General features: G+C 31.8%; 20 protein-coding genes. 17 read left to right on the top strand and 3 right to left on the bottom strand.

Annotated features, from left to right (window positions below; all coding sequences use genetic code 11):
* Positions 1 to 252 precede the first annotated feature (252 nt).
* The 4 genes from fahA (at position 253) to ACZIYX_RS10885 (ending at position 4676) form a co-directional block, all read left to right on the top strand.
* Positions 253 to 1533, top strand: a complete 1281-nt coding sequence (fahA, locus tag ACZIYX_RS10900) for a fumarylacetoacetase (protein WP_462682266.1) — start codon at positions 253 to 255, stop codon at positions 1531 to 1533.
* Positions 1534 to 1643: 110 nt separating this feature from the next.
* The gene (locus ACZIYX_RS10895; RefSeq protein WP_462682265.1) at positions 1644 to 2834 is read left to right on the top strand and encodes a hypothetical protein; all 1191 of its coding nucleotides are present in this window, start codon (positions 1644 to 1646) and stop codon (positions 2832 to 2834) included.
* A 420-nt stretch (positions 2835 to 3254) separates the two neighbouring features.
* On the top strand, positions 3255 to 3851 hold the full coding sequence (locus tag ACZIYX_RS10890; RefSeq protein WP_462682264.1) for a Crp/Fnr family transcriptional regulator: 597 nt from the start codon (positions 3255 to 3257) through the stop codon (positions 3849 to 3851).
* A 378-nt stretch (positions 3852 to 4229) separates the two neighbouring features.
* Positions 4230 to 4676: a group III truncated hemoglobin gene (locus ACZIYX_RS10885; RefSeq protein ID WP_462682263.1), complete on the top strand. Its 447-nt coding sequence runs from the start codon at positions 4230 to 4232 to the stop codon at positions 4674 to 4676.
* On the opposite strand, the gene ytxJ is transcribed toward ACZIYX_RS10885, so the two are convergent.
* Positions 4673 to 5059, bottom strand: coding sequence for a bacillithiol system redox-active protein YtxJ (gene ytxJ, locus ACZIYX_RS10880; protein WP_462682262.1), 387 nt, complete (start codon positions 5057 to 5059; stop codon positions 4673 to 4675). The genes ACZIYX_RS10885 and ytxJ overlap by 4 nt on opposite strands.
* 204 nt (positions 5060 to 5263) lie before the next feature.
* Between ytxJ and clpB the strand changes: the two genes are divergently transcribed.
* The 6 genes from clpB to ACZIYX_RS10850 all read left to right on the top strand — a co-directional run bounded on the left by clpB (position 5264) and on the right by ACZIYX_RS10850 (position 12864).
* Positions 5264 to 7864 (top strand): ATP-dependent chaperone ClpB, encoded by a 2601-nt coding sequence (clpB, locus tag ACZIYX_RS10875; RefSeq protein WP_462682261.1) that lies wholly within the window; start codon positions 5264 to 5266, stop codon positions 7862 to 7864.
* Between the two features lie 201 nt (positions 7865 to 8065).
* Entirely contained in the window at positions 8066 to 8713 is a 648-nt protein-coding gene (locus ACZIYX_RS10870) for a hypothetical protein (protein WP_462682260.1), read from the top strand.
* Positions 8714 to 8824: 111 nt separating this feature from the next.
* A complete protein-coding gene (locus tag ACZIYX_RS10865; RefSeq protein WP_462682259.1) occupies positions 8825 to 9421 on the top strand; it encodes a TetR/AcrR family transcriptional regulator in 597 nt (198 codons plus the stop codon).
* Positions 9422 to 9472: 51 nt separating this feature from the next.
* Positions 9473 to 9955 (top strand): acyl-CoA thioesterase, encoded by a 483-nt coding sequence (locus tag ACZIYX_RS10860; RefSeq protein WP_462682258.1) that lies wholly within the window; start codon positions 9473 to 9475, stop codon positions 9953 to 9955.
* Between the two features lie 244 nt (positions 9956 to 10199).
* Positions 10200 to 10712, top strand: coding sequence for a SixA phosphatase family protein (locus tag ACZIYX_RS10855; protein WP_462682257.1), 513 nt, complete (start codon positions 10200 to 10202; stop codon positions 10710 to 10712).
* A gap of 379 nt (positions 10713 to 11091) precedes the next feature.
* Positions 11092 to 12864 (top strand): hypothetical protein, encoded by a 1773-nt coding sequence (locus tag ACZIYX_RS10850; protein ID WP_462682256.1) that lies wholly within the window; start codon positions 11092 to 11094, stop codon positions 12862 to 12864.
* Positions 12865 to 13341: 477 nt separating this feature from the next.
* Here ACZIYX_RS10850 and ACZIYX_RS10845 read toward each other — a convergent pair whose 3' ends face one another.
* Positions 13342 to 14091, bottom strand: a complete 750-nt coding sequence (locus tag ACZIYX_RS10845) for a DUF6503 family protein (RefSeq protein ID WP_462682255.1) — start codon at positions 14089 to 14091, stop codon at positions 13342 to 13344.
* A gap of 300 nt (positions 14092 to 14391) precedes the next feature.
* Here ACZIYX_RS10845 and ACZIYX_RS10840 point away from each other — a divergent pair, with 300 nt between their 5' ends.
* On the top strand, positions 14392 to 14748 hold the full coding sequence (locus ACZIYX_RS10840; protein WP_462682254.1) for a DUF3887 domain-containing protein: 357 nt from the start codon (positions 14392 to 14394) through the stop codon (positions 14746 to 14748).
* Positions 14749 to 14842: 94 nt separating this feature from the next.
* Complete coding sequence (gene smpB, locus ACZIYX_RS10835; RefSeq protein ID WP_462682253.1) at positions 14843 to 15301, top strand: SsrA-binding protein SmpB; 459 nt, start codon at positions 14843 to 14845, stop codon at positions 15299 to 15301.
* A gap of 157 nt (positions 15302 to 15458) precedes the next feature.
* Here the strand turns inward: smpB and ACZIYX_RS10830 are convergent, their stop codons facing one another.
* Positions 15459 to 16100, bottom strand: a complete 642-nt coding sequence (locus ACZIYX_RS10830; protein WP_462682252.1) for a protein-L-isoaspartate(D-aspartate) O-methyltransferase — start codon at positions 16098 to 16100, stop codon at positions 15459 to 15461.
* Positions 16101 to 16250: 150 nt separating this feature from the next.
* Here ACZIYX_RS10830 and ACZIYX_RS10825 point away from each other — a divergent pair, with 150 nt between their 5' ends.
* The 5 genes from ACZIYX_RS10825 (at position 16251) to ACZIYX_RS10805 (ending at position 20556) form a co-directional block, all read left to right on the top strand.
* The gene (locus ACZIYX_RS10825; protein ID WP_462682251.1) at positions 16251 to 17216 is read left to right on the top strand and encodes a Gfo/Idh/MocA family protein; all 966 of its coding nucleotides are present in this window, start codon (positions 16251 to 16253) and stop codon (positions 17214 to 17216) included.
* 71 nt (positions 17217 to 17287) lie between these two features.
* Complete coding sequence (locus ACZIYX_RS10820) at positions 17288 to 18175, top strand: 3-hydroxybutyryl-CoA dehydrogenase (protein ID WP_462682250.1); 888 nt, start codon at positions 17288 to 17290, stop codon at positions 18173 to 18175.
* A 37-nt stretch (positions 18176 to 18212) separates the two neighbouring features.
* Positions 18213 to 18839, top strand: coding sequence for a M23 family metallopeptidase (locus tag ACZIYX_RS10815; RefSeq protein WP_462682249.1), 627 nt, complete (start codon positions 18213 to 18215; stop codon positions 18837 to 18839).
* On the top strand, positions 18839 to 19315 hold the full coding sequence (locus ACZIYX_RS10810) for a YcxB family protein (protein ID WP_462682248.1): 477 nt from the start codon (positions 18839 to 18841) through the stop codon (positions 19313 to 19315). The genes ACZIYX_RS10815 and ACZIYX_RS10810 overlap by 1 nt, the downstream gene beginning before the upstream one ends.
* A gap of 2 nt (positions 19316 to 19317) precedes the next feature.
* On the top strand, positions 19318 to 20556 hold the full coding sequence (locus ACZIYX_RS10805; RefSeq protein ID WP_462682247.1) for a DUF1015 domain-containing protein: 1239 nt from the start codon (positions 19318 to 19320) through the stop codon (positions 20554 to 20556).
* Positions 20557 to 20587 lie beyond the last annotated feature (31 nt).

Below are 20587 nucleotides of genomic sequence, written 5' to 3'. Positions count from 1 at the left end.
CACAGCTTACTGGTCTGTTCTTAAAAGAAAAACAACTTGCTAATCCACAAAAAACAACCTCTTTTTTTGGTTCATTTTTTTGTAAAAAATTCTGTAAATTTAAACACAGAACTTCTTAATGTATGTTTTTATAAAAAAAATAACATATCTTATCTTTAATTTAAATAATTTTTACATTTATAAAAACTTTTAACCGCTCGAAAATTATATATTTGATCGTAACATTTATAACAACGTATTAAAAAAACAATAATGCCCATAACTGCAAATTATCCACATAGAAAAACATGGATTGAAACACCTCTAAATACTGATTTCCCTATACAGAATATTCCATTTGGTGTATTTCTTACAAGAGATGATATTATAACCATAGGCACCAGAATAGGAGATACAGCTATTGATTTGGGTGCACTCCACCAATTAGGTTATTTTGATGGTATCCCATTAACAGATGATATTTTTTTACAAGACACCTTAAATGATTTTATTTCTGACGGAAAAAAAACATGGAGATTGGTTCGTAATAAAATTGCTGAAATTTTTGATGCCAAAAATGACACTCTAAAAAACAACGAAAAGCACCGTAAAGAAGTCCTATTCTCTTTGGATGAGATCGAAATGCAATTACCTGTTAGTATTGGGGATTATACCGATTTTTATAGTAGTATAGAACATGCTACCAATGTAGGAAAAATGTTTAGAGACCCAGAAAATGCTCTGCTACCAAATTGGTTGCACATGCCTGTAGGCTATCATGGGCGCAGTAGTTCTATTATCCCATCCAATATCCCTATACATCGCCCGCAAGGTCAAAAACTAACCAACGGTGCTACAGAACCTATTTTTGGACCATCCAGATTAGTAGATTTTGAGCTGGAAATGGCTTTTATCACTACCGATGCCAATCAATTGGGAGAGCCTATCCCTATAGAGGAAGCCGAAGATTATATATTTGGATTAGTATTATTTAATGACTGGAGCGCCAGAGATATTCAAAAATGGGAATATGTTCCTCTTGGCCCTTTTTTAGGTAAAAACTTTGCTTCTTCTATATCTCCATGGATTGTAACTCTGGATGCATTAGAGCCATACAGAACAAAAGGACCTAAACCATTAAAAAAACAACTTCCATACCTTCAATACAAAGGAGACAAAAGTTTTGATATAAATCTGGAAGTAGCCATTAAACCAGAAAAACAAGAAGAAACTATCGTTTGCAGAAGTAATTTCAAACACATGTATTGGAATATGGCACAGCAACTTACCCACCATACTGTTAACGGATGCCCTATAAACTCTGGTGACTTAATGGGAAGCGGAACCCTGTCCGGCCCTACACCAGATTCTTATGGATCTATGTTAGAACTAAGCTGGCGTGGAGAAAAACCTGTACAACTTAATTCTGGAGGTAGTCGTAAATTTATTGAAGATAATGACACTGTTATTATTAGAGGATATTGCGAAAAAAATGGTGTTAGAATAGGATTTGGTGAAGTTTCAACAAAATTACTTCCTGTATTTAAAAAATAACCATACCATACATAATCACCCAAAAACCTCGAAAGATCTGTTTTCGGGGTTTTTTTATTATCTTTTGGCATCAAAGTTGATTTTTGTTACCAAATTCAAAAGCTACCTACATGAAAAAACTACTACTTATACTAATTATAACTACAATTACATTTTCTTGCAGTAGTGTTAAGAAAACTGAAAAAGCCCTTAATACAGGAAATTATGATCAGGCAATAACTATAGCTTTAAGCAAGCTTAGAACAAACAAAGACAAAAAAGGAAAGCAATCCTATATTATAATGTTGGAACAAGCATACGCCAAAGTTACAGACAGAGATAAAAGTGCCCTTGCCTTTTTGGAAAAAGAAGAAAATCCGGCAAATCTTGAACGTATATACAACACCTATTTATCTTTAAAAGAAAGACAAGAACGTATCAAACCACTACTACCATTATACATAATCGAAGAAGGCAGAAATGCCAATTTTTCTATAGACAATTATGACCAAAAGATCATAAATACCAAAGAAAAACTTTCTGGTTACCTGTATAATAATGCTAAAGCTTTATTGTCCTCGGCAAGGAAAAAATCAGAGTATCGAAACATATATGAAGATCTGGTTTATTTAGAAAAAATAACTCCCGGTTATAAAAACACCCAAGAGATGATAGAAGAAGCTCATCAAAAAGGGACTGATTTTGTAAAAGTAACAATACAAAATAAAACAGAAGTTATTATTCCCAAAAGATTAGAAAGTGATCTTCTTAATTTTGGCACTTATGGCTTAAATGATTTATGGACCGTATATCATAGTCAACCACAAAAAACTATAAATTATGACTATGCAATGGTAGTTGATTTAAGAGAAATCAATATATCGCCAGAGCAAATTAAAGAACGACAATTAGAAAAAGAAAGATTGGTTAAAGATGGTTGGGAATATTTATTAGATGAAAATGATGAAATCGTAATCGATGACAAAGGAGAAAAAGTAAAAGTAGATAAAATGGTAAAAGTACATTGTCAATATTATGAATTTACACAATTTAAAGCAGTCAATGTAGTTGGTAATGTACAATACAAAAATTTAAAAACAAAACAACTATTAGATGCCTTCCCTATTGTCAGCGAGTATACTTTTCAGCATATTTATGCAAATTATAATGGGGACAAACGCGCTTTGGAAGATGCATTACTAGGATATTTAGGACTAAAATCTGTTCCGTTTCCCTCTAATGAGCAAATGGTTTATGACTCTGGTGAAGATTTAAAAAACAAAATAAAAAAAATTATTACCACCTATCGTTTCAACCAATAGGTTACTTTAACCATATATAAACTTGGTTTAAACTTTTCTGATTCTGGTAAAAAATAGTTTTTTTGTAATAAAACAAATAACCTCAGAGCAAGCTTACGAGGTATGCTCCCAAAAGCACATTTTGTTTTCGGCGCAAACACTTGGTAATCAAATCTTAAACAAGAGATTGAAAAAAGTTTAAACCATTTTGTAATATCCAGTGTTGAAAGATCTTATACCAATATAATTTTTTGATGGTGTATAATAAATTTATTTTTTTCAAGGTTAGAGCAAAATGTTTTATAACATAGCACTTGTTCTGAGTTAAGCCTAAGTATAGTTACAGTAACATATTTTAACAAAAAGATCAAGAAAAAAAACTTGTTTAATATGTCGTTAAAAAGTTAAACAGACATTAATCCACACTAAACTTATTTTGATATGATCGATCCTAAAATCTTACTTAATTCCGGTGCCAAATTAAAAAAATATCACCGTGGTGAAGTTCTTTTTGAAGAAGGAACTATTGCCCGTTACTATTATCAAGTACATCTTGGTGAAATTAAAATGAATAATTATAACCAGGATGGAAAAGAGCATATACAAGGTATTTTTACCAAAGACAAAAGTTTTGGAGAACCTCCATTGTTTGCAGACTTTAAATATCCGGCAAATGCTGAAGCTATTACAGACTCTGAAGTATGGCAATTATCCAAACCAAAGTTTCTGAACCTATTGGAAAAAAACCCAAAAATACACCACAAATTCACCAGTACTCTAGCTTTGCGGCTTTATTATAAAGCTATTATGGTTTCTGAAATATCCACACAAGAACCGGAACATCGTATTCTTAGAATTTTAGATTATTTCAAAAAAAATAATGCTAAAAAAAATAACTCTAATGTTTATAAAGTAGAACTTACAAGACAACAACTTGCAGATTTAACAGGGTTGCGTGTAGAAACAGTAATACGAAGTATTAAAAAACTAGAGCAAAAAGGAGAGCTTTTTATTAAAGACAGAAAAGTACACCGATAGTCTTCATTCCCTTTTTTATGATCTCGATCATAAACAGATAACACCTTCTTGAAATACCTTTGAATACAAAAAAAAGAAATCATGTATTCAAAATTGTTAAAAGATTTTAAGCAGATGTATATGGCATACATACCGCTTATGATTATTCTTTCCAGCTGTTTAGGATCTGTTGCTGCAATGTACATCCTAATGCAAGAACGATCCGCACTTCAAATTATAGAACTATCGGTATGCGTTATTATATGTATGGCTTTCAATGCTTCAATCTTAGCCCAAATGAAGCCGAAATTTGTTTTCAACTTACTCATAGCCAGTATTTTTATCAACAGCATATTAGCTGCTATTAATCTTACTTTTTACTAAAACCCGCAAAGCATTATGAAAAAAACACCTGTTAACGATATTCATAACAGAAAAGACATACATCGATTAATGTCTTTATTTTATTCTAAAATAAGAACAGAACAAACTTTGGGGCCTATTTTTAACCACATGATTACAGATTGGGAGCAACACATAAATAAATTAACTGATTTTTGGGAAACCAATCTTCTATTTGAAATAAAATATAAAGGCAACCCAATTGCCATACATCAAAAAGTAGATACTACTTTTAACGGAACAATTAACCAAAATCACTTTGGAATATGGTTAAATTTATGGTTCGAAACTCTGGATGAATTGTATAAAGGAGAAAATGTAGAAATAGCCAAACGAAGAGCTAGAAAAATGTCTACCCACCTGTATTTAAAAATGTTTGAATCCCGAGCTACGAAAAAAAACATCTGCCCTTTTATATCTGAAAAAAATAAAAATACGTTTTAAATAAACTGGTGCAGAACCTGTGGTGTAATCATACTATGTGACGAATGATGAACAGTAACCCCATTGCGTATAATAATAAATTGCGGAGATTCATGAAACACCTGAAACCTTGCTGCAACCTCACCAGATAAGTCTCTATAGCTTAACAAATCCAGATAATAAAGATCTAGTTTATCATCTTCAACATCAAAACTTCTTTCAAAATTACGAAAAACCATACTACTGATACCGCAACGGGTAGAATGCTTAAATATCGCTTGTGTTTTAGTCTTAGAAGCTTCAATTATTTTATTTAATTGATTTACCGAAGTAAGTTCTTGCCAAGGCAATGCTTGTTTTTCTTCTTTTTCTTCTCCTCCAAATAATTTATTAAATATTCCCATTTTTTTATCTTATCAAATATAGTACAAACTTAGTCAATTGATTTTGAAAATTGACTATAATCATGTATTGGTCGTGACAAAATCCATAACTTTACAGTAAGTCAAAAAGTCAGTGTATTACATCAAAAAAAAGGACATTTTGTCTATTCTGTGCATCAGGAATATTATTTGATTCTATAAAACGAAACTCAAAATAAACAAGAAATGAATTTTAATAATTTTACCATAAAATCACAAGAAGCTATACAGCAGGCACAACAACTTGCACAAAGCTTAGGACATCAACAAATAGAAAACGAACATATATTCAAATCCATTTTTGGTGTGGATGAAAACGTGCTTCCTTTTTTACTAAAAAAATTAAATGTAAATATTTCTCTTTTACAACAAATCCTGAACAGTACATTAGAAAGTTTTCCTAAAGTTTCGGGAGGAGAAATACAATTATCCCGAGAAACCGGAAAAACATTAAACGAAGCAAGCATTATTGCCAAAAAGATGAATGATGAGTATGTTTCTATTGAACATCTTGTGATCTCTATCTTTAAATCCAAAAGTAAAATTGCACAAATATTAAAAGATCAGGGGGTAACCGAAAAACACCTTACCGAGGTTATCTACGAAATAAGAAAAGGAGAAAGAGTTACCTCGCAAAGTGCTGAAGAAACTTACCAGGCTTTAAACAAATATGCCAAAAACCTTAACGAAATGGCAGAAACTGGAAAACTGGACCCTGTAATTGGCCGTGATGAAGAGATACGCAGAATCCTACAAATCCTTTCTCGTCGTACCAAAAACAACCCTATGTTAGTTGGTGAGCCTGGAGTTGGTAAAACCGCTATCGCAGAAGGATTAGCACATAGAATTGTTTCTGGTGATATCCCTGAAAACTTAAAAGAAAAGCAAATTTTTTCTTTAGACATGGGAGCTCTAATCGCTGGAGCAAAATTTAAAGGTGAATTTGAAGAGCGTTTAAAAGCAGTGATAAAAGAAGTTACATCTAGCGATGGAAATATTGTACTATTTATAGATGAAATCCATACTCTTGTAGGCGCTGGTGGTGGACAAGGAGCCATGGATGCTGCTAATATTTTAAAACCTGCCTTGGCAAGAGGAGAGCTTCGAGCAATTGGAGCTACTACCCTAGACGAATACCAAAAATATTTCGAAAAAGACAAAGCATTAGAAAGACGTTTTCAAAAAGTAATTGTAAACGAACCTGATACAGAAAGTGCCATATCTATTCTTAGAGGAATTAAAGAAAAATATGAAACCCATCATAAAGTACGCATAAAAGACGAAGCCATAATCGCTGCAGTAGAACTATCACAACGATATATTACTAACAGATTTTTACCAGATAAAGCTATCGATTTAATGGATGAAGCTGCATCTAAGCTTAGGATGGAAATCAATTCTAAGCCAGAAGAGTTAGATGTCTTAGACAGAAAGATTATGCAGCTCGAAATAGAAATGGAAGCTATTAAGCGTGAAAATGATGAAACAAAACTAAAAACACTTAACGCTGATTTAGCGAACTTGAAAGAAGATCGTAACGAGATATTTTCTAAATGGCAAAGTGAAAAAGAAGTCGTAGATGCCATACAAAATGCTAAAACTAATATCGAAGAATATAAAATTGAAGCAGAAAGAGCAGAACGAAACGGGGATTATGGAAAAGTTGCAGAGCTACGCTATGGCAAAATAAAAGAAGCACAAGAAAAACTGGATGCATTACAAAAACAACTAGATCTGCAACAAAATAAATCTTCTCTAATTAAAGAAGAAGTTACCAATGATGACATTGCAGAAGTAGTAGCAAAATGGACAGGAATACCTGTAACCAAAATGCTGCAAAGTGAGCGGGACAAATTGCTGGTATTAGAAAAAGAGCTCCACAAACGTGTAGTAGGGCAAAATGAAGCAATACAAGCCGTTAGTGATGCTGTGCGAAGAAGCCGAGCAGGATTACAGGACAAAAGAAAACCTATAGGATCTTTTCTATTTCTGGGTACCACAGGAGTTGGTAAAACAGAGCTTGCAAAAGCATTAGCAGAATACCTGTTTAATGATGAAAGTGCTATGACTAGAATAGACATGAGTGAATATCAAGAACGTCATGCAGTAAGTAGATTAGTGGGAGCTCCTCCTGGCTATGTTGGATACGAAGAAGGTGGTCAATTAACCGAAGCTGTTAGAAGAAAACCTTATTCTGTAGTATTATTAGATGAAATTGAAAAAGCCCATCCAGATACCTTTAATATATTATTACAAGTTTTAGATGAAGGCAGATTAACAGATAACAAAGGTAGAACTGCAGATTTTAGAAATACAATTATTATCATGACCAGTAATATGGGGAGTCATATTATACAAGAAAAGTTAGAAACTATAAAAGATATGGACACTGCAATGGAAACAGCAAAATTAGATGTATTAGGCTTGCTAAAACAATCTGTTCGTCCAGAATTTTTAAACAGGATAGACGACATTATTATGTTTACTCCTCTAACCAAAGGTGATGTTAAAGAAATAGTAAAACTTCAACTAAAATCTGTTTCTAAAATGCTAGCAGAACAAAATATCACCTTGGATGCTACAGAGCAAGCAATACTATATCTATCTAAAAAAGGATTTCAGCCAGAATTTGGGGCAAGACCAATAAAGCGAACTATTCAAAAAGAGGTTTTAAACAAACTATCCAAAGAGATTCTTGCCGGCATAGTATCCACTGAAAGTGTAATTTTGTTAGATGAATTTGATGACAATCTTGTATTCAGAAATGAAACCGATCTCGTTTCTTGACAAATAAATTTAGTGTCAAAAAGAGCAATCTACTTTTGAAGATAGATTGCTCTTTTTTTTTTCAAAAAAAAAAAAAAAAAACCAACCTTTTGTTTTTGCAACAATATTACGGTTTTACCGTACATGTTAACAAAATTATTCCTACAATAGTTAATAACTAAATCCTGAAAAAAAACAAGTTTTAAGTACATTGCCACCGCAATGAAACCAACCATTACATTATTACTTTGTCTAAGTTCATATATCTGTATAGGGCAAACTATAAAGGAGGACCTGTCTGATATTAAAAACAAATACCAACTCATAAGAGAATTGGTAGAAACAAACACTCTTAGACAATATCATACAAATTACCCCTGTAAAAACTTACCGGAAAAAGGAAATCTTACCTTTTATTATAATGGTAACGAGCTCAAATACATTATGCATACTTATACCCAAGAGCATATTAAATATAGAAATGAGTTCTATATCTGGGACGATCAATTATTTTTTCAATATACCACTTATAAAATTTGGTATAAACACCTCGAAAAGCAACGTTATGGAAAATATAACCTAGTAGATGTTACATTAACTCTCGAAAAACGTTTTTATTTTAAAGGCAGAAATATAATTAAATGCCAGTTTAAGAATTTTGAAAACAGAAGCAACAAGCCAAAAAAAATCAAAACCAACCATGTAAAAAATATAAGTATTGGCTGTGACCAAGCGCAAAACTCTCTAAAAGAGTTTGATGATTTGATGTGTTTTCAAGAAAATACCATAAAAGATGCCTGCAACCTACCCAGAAGCATATCTAATACAGAATCTTTAGATATTATCTATAACAATACTACCCATAACTAATTACAAAATCCCTGCCTGATCTTTAATTGAAATAAGCATTATAAAATATTAACACAATAAAATATACCAATTGGTATATTTTATTGTATATTTGATCATATTATAACCAAAATGCTAACAAAAGCCGAGCAAACTACAGAATTTATCATTCAAACGGTAGCACCTATTTTTAATAAAAATGGATATGCCGCAACTAGCCTGAGTGATATTACCAAAGCAACAGGTCTTACCAAGGGTGCAATCTATGGCAATTTTAAAAACAAAGAAGAACTAGCCATTGCAGCTTTCAAAATGACTGAAGGAAATATGATTCGTCGCATTGCAGATCATCAGTCTTTGAGTGAATCCCCCATTGAAAAACTGTTTTTGGTTACCGATTTTTACAGAAATTATTACAATTATACACAAGAAATAGGCGGTTGCCCTGTCCTTAATATGGGGGTAGATGCAAAATATCAAATACCTGTTCTTTTTGAACACGTACAATTTACCATTACCAGGATTCAAAACAATCTGGCAAAACTTATTGATGCAGGAAAAAAACACCAGGAAATAAAAGAAAATGCAGATTCTATACTATATGCAAAACGATTATATAGTATGATAACTGGTGCGATCTTTATGACTCACACCATGGAAGACAATAGTTATTTATTAGAAACCATGGACCAAATAGACGACATGATCCACAAACAACTTAAACGATAACTATTTTTTTAACTACTAATATACCGATTGGTATAAAAAAACAAACAACTTATGGAATTATTAAAAGTATTAGAAAGCAAAGCAAAAATAAGATTTCAGGATTGTGATCCTTTCAACCACCTCAACAACGCTTCATATATTAATTATATGATTAATGCACGAGAAGATCAAATACACAAACATTATAATCTCGATATTTTTGAACTTGCAAAAACAAAAGGAGTAAGTTGGGTGGTAAGCACCAATCAAATCGCTTATCTAAAACCCGCTTTGCTTATGGAAGAAGTAATCATAGATTCACAACTAATTCGATATACTGAAAATCAATTACATGTAGAAATAAGAATGTGGAACGATAACAAAACCGAATTAAAATCTGTATTATGGAGCACTTTTGTTCATTTTAATTTATTACAAAAAAAACGTTGGAATCATGAGCAATACCTTTTAGAATTATTTAAAAACATACATCAGCCGGTAGAAGCAAAAAGTTTCGAAGAAAGGATTTTTCTATTAAAACCACAAAAAGTGTAACATTTCTATTTTTCATACGTCTTATAAAAAGCACAACCACCTTAAACCAGATTTTATGAAACCTTCTGGCGATATAAGCTCCTCATACAAAAAGAGAAGCTCGTATATATATATTGGATTTTTTGTCATAGCCATTATCTCTATGGGTATAGTTATTTGGCAAATGGGAATGTTGGAATAACCAAATCCAACATGAAATGAGATTGTACTCATTTCATGTTGGATTCTCTATTTAATTCATTTTATGAAATCTGTATCATTATTAGTAATTTTCTTTTTCTGCTTAACCAGTTGCAGTCAAAATACTGTATCAAATCAAACAGAAACAACTACTTACTTTTTTATAAGACATGCTGAAAAAGATCTGTCAAACCCAAATGATCGGGATCCAAATCTTACCGGGCAAGGAAAAACAAGAGCCCATAATTGGGCAAAAACCCTTGCAGACACAAAAATAGACTTTGTATATACAACAGATTATAAAAGAACAAAAAAAACCGCCGAGCCTATAGCCAAAAGCCAGGGTCTGAAAATAATTACATACAACCCTAAGTTTTTAAACGATGCTGATTTTCAAAAAAAAACCAAAGGAAAAACTACTGTAGTTGTTGGGCATAGTAATTCTACACCTGACTTTGTGAATAAGATTATTGGTCAAGATAAATATGAGTCTATTGATGAAAAAATCTATGGTAAAATATTTATTCTAACAATCACAGACAAAACCATTATTGATACTGTTTTAAATATAGATTAAATGATTTTAATTGAATACCTCCACGTAAACTTACCGGGTGTTCTCCTTAAAAACAAATCTTATTTTGAAAGCAAACCCCGTAAAAAAACAAAGCACTAATCACCAACAGGTTAAGACATTTTTTTTTATGAGACACAAATGAAATATCCAACACATTAAATGCTAAAGTTATTTTATTCTATACTCTTTATCGAAAACAGAAAAAAATATAATCGCATATTACAAAAAAAAATATTTTTGGGTTTGTAGTGACTATCCATCCTTTAAGCTTTTTATTTAATAATAATTCATTTCTAAACCAATATAAAAACAGGGATATTCTCCCCTCTTATTATTAAAAACTCAATCATTTATAAACAAAACTCTTAAAAACCAAATTATGAAAAAAGTAATTTTAATTTGCACAGCTATATTAAGCATATCTTCGGTTTTTGCACAATCTGAGATAAACGATGTTAAACAAACTGGTAAATCCAATCATTTGAACATTTTTCAATACGGAGATCCAAAAACCCTGAATATTACTCAAAATGGAAATAAAAACTCCTCTGAAATTTTTCAAGGGCATAAGGACGATCCGTCTGCAGGCGGGATAATTATTCAATCCCAATCTGGCAATCAAAACATAGCTTTTATTTCACAAATGGGAGCAAACAATAAAATTCAACAAACACAAAATGGAGATCTGAACTTAGTTGACGCTAATCAAGGTTTTGTTTCCAGTAATAATTTTATAAAACAAATACAGAACGGTAATATGAATACTGCTGAAGCTGCTCATGGGGCATTATCTAATTATAATTACATTGAGCAAATACAAAACGGGGCAGAAAATATTGCTAAAGCAACCACTAAGGAGCATTCATTGGCAAGCTATGTTTCACAAAATCAAGATGGAAATGAAAATAATGCAGAAGCATCCAGCTTTGGCGCTAATACTATAAACCAAACACAAAACGGCATTAAAAATAATGCATTTGCAAGCGCTATTGGTAATTCAGGGAATATAAAACAAAAGCAAATTGGAGTAAACAATATAGCTGCCGCAAGCTTAAGTAGAAATAACACTACTACTCAAATGCAAAATGGAGAAGAAAATAATGCTTTCGCTACACAAAATACCGATAACAACAAAATTTTTCAAGATCAAGAAGGGCTTCGTAATCATGCTATAGCGTTACAAAACGAACAAAATAATGAACTGCAACAAAAACAAAATGGTGTATCTAATAGTGTAAACACAGAACAATCTGGAAATTTTAATACAACCAAAACCTTTCAAGAAGGAAATAACAATTCTATTACCATAGTACAATCTGGGCTTACTAATTACCTTAACCATAATCAAATTGGAAAACTGAATAGTGCTGTTATAATGCAAAATGGAATTACAAATGAAATCACCCAAGTTCAGGATGGAATCGAAAATCAATCTAAAATTGAGCAAAACAATGGGGCTAGCAATACAATTTCTCAAAAGCAAATTGGCATTAATAATTCTGCTACCGCAATACAAAACAATGGGGCTATTAATTTTATTTTGCAAACTCAAAATGGGGCAAGAAATATTATTTCGACTACACAAGAAGGCGGCGAAAAAAACGAAGCAATTGCTGTGCAGAATGGAGAAGTTAATGCTATTATTCAAATTCAAAATGAAGGCAATAACAATCTGGCAACAGCCAAACAAGAAGGGAGTCACGCACATACTATTAATCAAACTCAAAGCGGAGAAAGAAATAATAGCTTCGCTTTTCAAAAAAATGGAGAATATAATCTGATCCAACAGATCCAAACCGGATTGGACAACTCTGCAAAAGCTACGCAATACAATGGCTCTTATGATATTATCAAACAAACTCAAACCGGAAACACAAATATTGCAGAGGGTATTCAGGGAGAAGATAACTCCTTTTCTGCAAACAATTCAATTACACAAATTCAGGAAGGAAATAAAAATACGATCCTTAGCACTCAAAACGGAATAGAAAACAATATTGAAAGCACTCAAATTGGAGAAATAAACACAATAAACACAACGCAAATTGGTAACTCTAATAATATAATTTATTCTCAATCCGGTAAAGAATTGTCCAGTACATTATTACAAAACGGAGAAAGTAATTCTATCATGTTTTCTCAAAATAAATAATTAATTATCCTGTATAGGAGTAGTAAATAAATTATACCATTTTAACTTTGAAATAGTGCGTATAGAAATTGAATTTATTTTTTAAGTATTAAAGACAAAAAGCTTGTGCCAGACTTGATCTGGCATCAAGCATAGCTATAGTTACGGTTATCTTTTTTAACGAAGAATAGAGGAAAAAGAAATAATTTATTTAGTCCTATTTCAAAGTTAAAATGGTATTCATTTACGAAAAAAGGCTCAAAAAACACGTTTTCTGAGCCTTTTCCGCTTTAATCAACTACTCCATGCAACCCATAAAATATTCAGCAGAAGCTTTCTTTTTCATTTCAAAACAAGTTATAGATAAATCAATAACCCCGTAGCAAACTCACGAGGTATACTCCATAAAAACATATTTTTGTTTTTGACATAACCTCATGATAATCATAATTTAAACAAGGGGGTAAACTCCACAATGTGTTCGAAATTAGATTTCAATCAACAACACCCCCTGCTTATATGAACAAAAATATCTTTTAATTCTATTTTTGAAAGAAACGTTAGTCGTTTATTTTCGAATAACTTATCCAGGTCAGACAAAGGAGTAGTAAGAATATCTGTTTTATAATTATTATAATCCACAAATCGTATTCCATTTACAACCCTTGGATTATATGCTTCTCTAAACCGAATACCACCTCCATTTACAGCATATTTATACGCCAGATAATCTATAGTAAAGTTGTCTTTATGTATCCAGTATAAAAATTCATCTTCAAAATCAGTACCTCCCCCCTCCTGACTAAAAGTAACTTTGATTTTGTAATAAGGATTTCCCTTAATTATTGTTTCTCCAATTATTTTTTTTTGTACTGCAGGAGCATTAAGCCCGTAAGGTAAGTTTGCAAAATAATGTACAGAATTAACTCCATCACTAATTTTGGCGATCAATGAATCCGCTATTTTAACAGGACAATTTTCAACAGATCGTGTTAAACCCGAATTACTAACAACATCGTGCGTTACCCCATCAGACCCGTTTACAAAACGCTCTAATGTGTATACTCCTTTGCTTCTTTTACTTTGATATTGCATATCTCTAAAGGTAAAATAAACAACAGCATTGTCATATCTTGCTCCTCCCGCCATTTCTATTGTTTTGTTAATTATTTCTTTAGCTGAAAATTGAGCAAAATTTGTTTGAGAAAAACAAAAAACAAATAGTATAGCTATAAAATATCGTTGCATAAAAATCATCTTTTAGAAAGCTAAAGTAATATTTCTACCCGCATTAATTGTGACATTTTTGTTAAACTAAAAACACTACTTATTATCTCTTTTAGGCTATATCAATCCATAAACGTACATTTAACCAACACCCCAAAGCAAACTCATGAAGCATGCCTTTGAACGTATTTTTTTTGAGATAAACTCAGAGAAACGAAACTCTCAAATGAGGGATTTATTTATACAGAAATAGAATAATTATTTTTCAAAATTTAAAAAAGATAATTATTTTGCACTATTAAAACCCCAAAACAGAATACAATGAAATATATCGTTTTATTATTAATTTGCTTTACCACCCAATCTATTCTATCTCAGGATTCTGCCGCGTACGAAAATGCTACAAAAAAATTTCAAGAAAATTTTAATGCGCAAAACATAGATGCTATTTTTGATATGTATACTACCGAGATGCAAGAAACTATGACCAAAGATGGTGTTTCTGACTTTGTAAAAGGGTGTTATGGGCAATTTGGAAATTTAAAAAAAATGACTTTTGTAGAAACTGCGGAAGGAGTAAATACATATACCGCAGAATTTGACAAAACAAATCTAACAATGGATCTTCAACTTAGTAATGATGGTAAGATTTCATCCATACAATTTTTAGAGTTATAAAAATATTTAGAATATTCATTTTTTGTACAAAGCTTTCTTTCAAGAAAGCTTTGTACTTTTACAGGCATTTTAAAAGTATTTTGAACACACAAACATGAATCCAAATAAAATCAACATATTAAACCGTAAAGCTAAATTTGAATATGAATTTCTGGATAGCTTTACTGCAGGAATTAAACTTGCCGGTACCGAGATAAAAGCTATACGTGAGGGAAAAGCTAATATAGCAGAAAGTTTTTGCGAATTTAGTAATAACGAACTTTTTGTGATCAATATGCATATTGAAGAATATTCGCATGCTACTTACTTTAATCATAGTCCAAAAAGCGAACGCAAATTGCTTCTTAATAAAAAAGAGCTAAAAAAACTGGAAAAAGAAGTAAAAAACTCTGGTTTGACTATTATACCTACAAAGTTATTTATAAATGACCGTGGATTGGCAAAGCTCAACATTGTTCTGGCTCGTGGTAAAAAAATGTATGATAAACGAGAAACCATTAAAGATCGGGATAACAAAAGAACACTTGACAGAATTAAAAAAGATTTTAAATAACTTAACCCAACTTACTAATCAAAAACCCCGTAGCAATCTTACCAAAGTATGTTTCTAAAAAATACATTTTACTTTTGAGATAAGCCTTAAGAAATAAACCTTCAATTAAGGATGAAGGATTAAAAAACAAATCCTTTTTCATTCAGACATTTATATCCTAGTTTTTATCCTCTAACAAAGGGACAAATCTAAACTCGCCAAATTCTCTTTTCTCAAATTCTGTATCACTTTTACGTATAAAAAGAGTCATTATTTGCACATCTTCACCTACAGGAATCACCAAACGTCCATTAATTTTTAATTGGCTTAACAAAGGTTTTGGAACATAAGGAGCTCCTGCGGTAACAATAACCCCATCATAAGGTGCATGCTCTATCAATCCTTTATAACCATCACCAAATGATAAATGTTTTGGTCTGTATCCTAGTTTTGATAAAAACAATTTCGTTTTTTTAAATAATTCTTGTTGACGCTCTATACTGTATACTTTTACTCCCAACTCGCACAACACTGCAGTTTGATAACCAGATCCTGTTCCTATTTCTAATACTGTATTTCCTTTTTTAACCTCCAGTAATTCAGTTTGAAAAGCTACAGTATAAGGTTGGGAAATAGTTTGATCTGCTGCAATAGGAAAAGCTTTATCCTGATAAGCATGATCTTCAAAACCAGAATCCATAAATAAATGTCTGGGAATCTTCCCTATAGCAGATAGCACAGCTTTATTCTTGATTCCTTTTTGAATCAACACATCTACTAACTGCTTTCTTTTTCCGGCGTGTCTAAGGGTATCTTTCAATGTTTTAAAGGTTATTTAGGAGGATAAAATTACATAAACATTTTAAAGATTAACAAACAATTCTCTTCTCTTTAGTATTTTTTTAGATTTTAGACATAATTAAGATTTTAAATTTATAAATAATACTATTTTTGTGTAAAATCATGAATTATGCTCAAAGTCGGAGTACTCGGTGCAGGACACCTTGGTAAAATCCATTTACGTCTTTTAGAACAATCCGAAAACTATAACCTTGTTGGTTTCTACGATACTAACGATAAGCAAGCAAAATCTATCGCCAAAGAATTTGGGTACCACCTGTTCAATTCTATCAAAGAGTTAATAGCTGCTGTGGATGTAGTAGATATTGTAACCCCTACATTTGCCCATTTTGATGTTGCAAAACAAGCAATTAAAGCCGGTAAGCATGTTTTTATCGAAAAACCAATAACCAATACTGTTGCAGAAGCAGAAGAGCTTATTGATCTGGCAAATACAAATAATGTAAAAGGTCAGGTAGGACATGTAGAACGTTTTAACCCTGCCTATACAGCGGTTTCAGATAAAATAGAAAACCCTATGTTTATTGAAGCACACAGATTAGCAGAATTTAATCCCAGAGGAACAGATGTACCTGTTGTTTTAGATTTGATGATTCATGATATTGATGCTATCCTAAGTGTTGTTAACTCTGAGGTTAAACACATAAGTGCCAGCGGTGTATCTGTAATTAGCGAAACGCCGGACATAGCAAATGCACGTATAGAATTTGAGAACGGTTGTGTAGCAAATCTTACTGCCAGTCGAATTTCACTTAAAAATATGAGAAAATCCAGATTTTTTCAACGGGACGCCTACATCTCTGTCGATTTTTTTGAGAAGAAATGTGAAGTCGTAAAAATGAAAGATGCCCCCAAAGAACCGGATGATTTTGCTATGATTTTGCAAAATGCTGAGGGAGTGAAAAAACAAATCTATTTTGATAATCCCGATGTGCCACCTAATAATGCAATATTAGATGAATTAAACACCTTTGCCTATGCTATAAATAACAACACAACGCCTATTGTGTCTTTAGAGCAAGGAAAAAAGGCACTAGAAGTAGCATTAAAAATCATTGATTGTTTTAAACAATAATCAAATTATTAATACATTTCTAATTCTATGAGATCAGGATTGCGAATTATAAAATAAAAACTCAAAAAAACATGAAAAATATTGCAGTAATAGGTGCAGGAACTATGGGCAATGGTATTGCACATACTTTTGCCCAAAAAGGTTTTAAAGTACAACTTATAGATATCTCGCAACAATCTTTGGATAAGGGTCTGGAAACTATCACCAAAAATTTGGATAGAATGATTGCCAAAGAAAAAATATCTGAAAGTGACAAAAACCAAACACTTGCCAATATATCTACTTTTACAAATATTAAAGAAGGGGTAGAATATGCCGAGCTTGTTATTGAAGCTGCCACAGAAAATGTTGATCTAAAATTAAAGATTTTTAAAGAGCTAAGCAATTTATGCTCTGATGAAACAATTTTGGCTTCTAACACTTCTTCGATATCCATAACCCAAATTGCCGCAGTAACTGATCGCCCGGAAATGGTTATAGGGATGCATTTTATGAATCCTGTACCAATCATGAAGCTAGTAGAGATCATTAGAGGATACAATACCTCTAACGAGGTTACCAACACCATTATGGAGCTATCTAAGACATTAGAAAAAGTTCCTGTAGAAGTTAATGATTATCCGGGATTTGTTGCAAACAGAATACTAATGCCCATGATTAATGAGTCGATAGAAACCCTGTATAATGGGGTTGCAGGGGTAGCTGAAATAGATACGGTTATGAAACTAGGTATGGCACATCCAATGGGACCATTACAACTAGCTGATTTTATTGGTCTTGACGTATGCCTCTCTATTCTTAATGTTATGTATGAAGGTTTTAAAAACCCAAAATATGCTCCTTGTCCATTATTGGTAAATATGGTTATGGCAGGAAAACTTGGTGCAAAAAGCGGAGAAGGATTTTATGATTATTCTGAAAACAAAAAAGCAGAAAACGTATCCAAACAGTTTCTCTAAAATATAATTTTAAAAATTACACTTCTTGGTTTTTATTATGAATAAGCTTTTGCTATGGATAGTAGTACTATTGTTTTTATTTTCTTGCGACAATAAAAATAAAGTATCTGGTTTTGTAGCATCCAAAAAAAAAACTACCAAAACGACCAATGTAATTCAGAATAAATATCAAAAATATGATTCTCTTTTTAAAGAAAACCCCAAATTTGTAGCTGCAAATTTTGATTATCCCGTAGGTAAACCAAATGCTAAAGGTTATTATAACGCTCAAAAATTTAAAGAAAATGATCACTTAGGTGATGACTGGAACGGTTTAGGAGGAGGTAATACCGATCTTGGAGATCCTATTTATGCTATCGCAAACGGATATGTATCTTTTGCAAAAGATATTGAAGGAGGTTGGGGTAAGGTCATCAGAATCATACATAAATACAAAGGAAAATATTATGAGTCTGTTTATGCACACTGTAATTCAATACAAGTAAAAGAAGGGGATTTTGTAAAAAAAGGCTCTCTTATTGCAACTATTGGTAATGCAAATAACATGTATTTAGCTCATTTACATTTAGAAATTAGAGATAACATTTATATGGATATTGGTAGAGGATATGCAAAAAATACATCTGGATATCTGGATCCTACTAAGTTTATAAACAAAAATTAATGACAACTTCTAAACCTTATCGATTTACCGCTAAAGAATATTTTAGACTTGCATTGAAAACCACCTTATTAAGGGCTTGGTGGCTGTATGCTATTATACTTATACTAGCTGCGGTTAATATTTTAAGTAAAGATCCCGTCATAAGAGTTATTGGATACTTTTTATTAATTTTTGGGTGTATTTGGCCCATAGTTAGCGTACTGATACTTCGATATCGTATATTCAGCAAAGATAATGACAACTTATTTCTAGAACGTACTCTTTCTTTTGACCAAGAGCATTTCTTTATTACGGATACTAGTGGTGTAGAAAATAAAATTCCTTATTCCAGAATCATTAAAATAAAAGAGAGCAAAACATTCTGGTTACTATATTTAGCTAAATATAATTTTATTTATCTTCCAAAAAATATTTTTTCGACAGAACAAGAAAGAGAACAATTTAAAAAAAATATAAATACACTTAAAAAAGATTAATATTGGCCAATATCCTTCCATTTAAAGCGGTACGTCCCACAAGAGACAAAGTTAGTTTAGTTGCTTGCAGATCTTACCAAAGCTATACTCCTATTGAGCGCGATTCGCGCATGAATTACAATCCTTATTCTTTTTTACATATTGTTAACCCGGGATATAAATATCAGAAAGAAATATCTGGTGAAGAACGCTACAAGCTAGTTCGTAATCGATATCTGGAATTTAAAGAGGATGAAATTTTTATACAAGATGATAGTCCTTGTTTTTATGTATACAAAATTGTAAATCGGGAACAAGAATCCTTTTGTGGAATCATAGCTGCAGCCAGCGCAGAAGATTATCATAATGATATTATTAAAAAACATGAGGATACTCTTAAAGATCGGGAGAGTACTTTTAAAGAATATTTAAAAACAGTAGGATTTAATGCCGAGCCAGTACTACTTACATATCCCGATAATGATTTTATCGCAAAAGTTATTTCAGAAACCATTCAAACAAGAGCCGAATTTGAGTTTACAACCACCTATAGAGATACGCATTATCTATGGAAAATAGATAACAAAAAATCTGTTCAGGAAATTCAAGAAGCTTTTTCATCTATCAACACCATATATATTGCAGATGGACATCATCGTTCTGCATCCTCTTACTTATTAGCTCAAGATTTAAAAGCAAATAACCCTAAGCATGAAGGCAATGAAGCTTATAATTTTTTTATGAGTTATTTGATCCCAGAATCTGATTTAAAAATTTATGAATTTAACAGATTAGTCAAAGACCTAAACGGATTAACCAAACAAGAGTTTTTAATTCGATTAGACGAATGGTTTCGTATAGAAAACAGAGGTATCGAAGTATACAAACCATCAAAACCTCATCATTTTAGTATGTATCTTGATGGAGAGTTTTATTCTCTGTATCTTAGAAAAACAGCTTATCAATTTACAGATGCTTTAGAGGAGTTAGATGCCCAAATATTGTACAAAACGGTACTAGAACCAATTTTAAATATAAAAGATTTACGTACCGATACCCGTATCGAATATTCTCATGGTAAAAATGATATTGTGTTTGTAAAAAGCATGGTAGACAACAAAGACTATAAAGTAGGTTTTGGGCTTTTTCCTGCATCTGTGGAGCAAGTTAAAAAAATAGCGAACGAAGGGTTAAAAATGCCCCCAAAGAGCACTTATATTGAACCTAAGTTAAGAAGCGGAGTAACTATTTATGAATTTTAAACTATACAACATCCTAGAATAAGGATTTTAG

The organism is Aquimarina sp. (assembly GCF_977115655.1).
The sequence above is the reverse complement of the archived record's forward strand: the minus strand, read 5'-3'. Positions and strand labels throughout refer to the sequence as shown.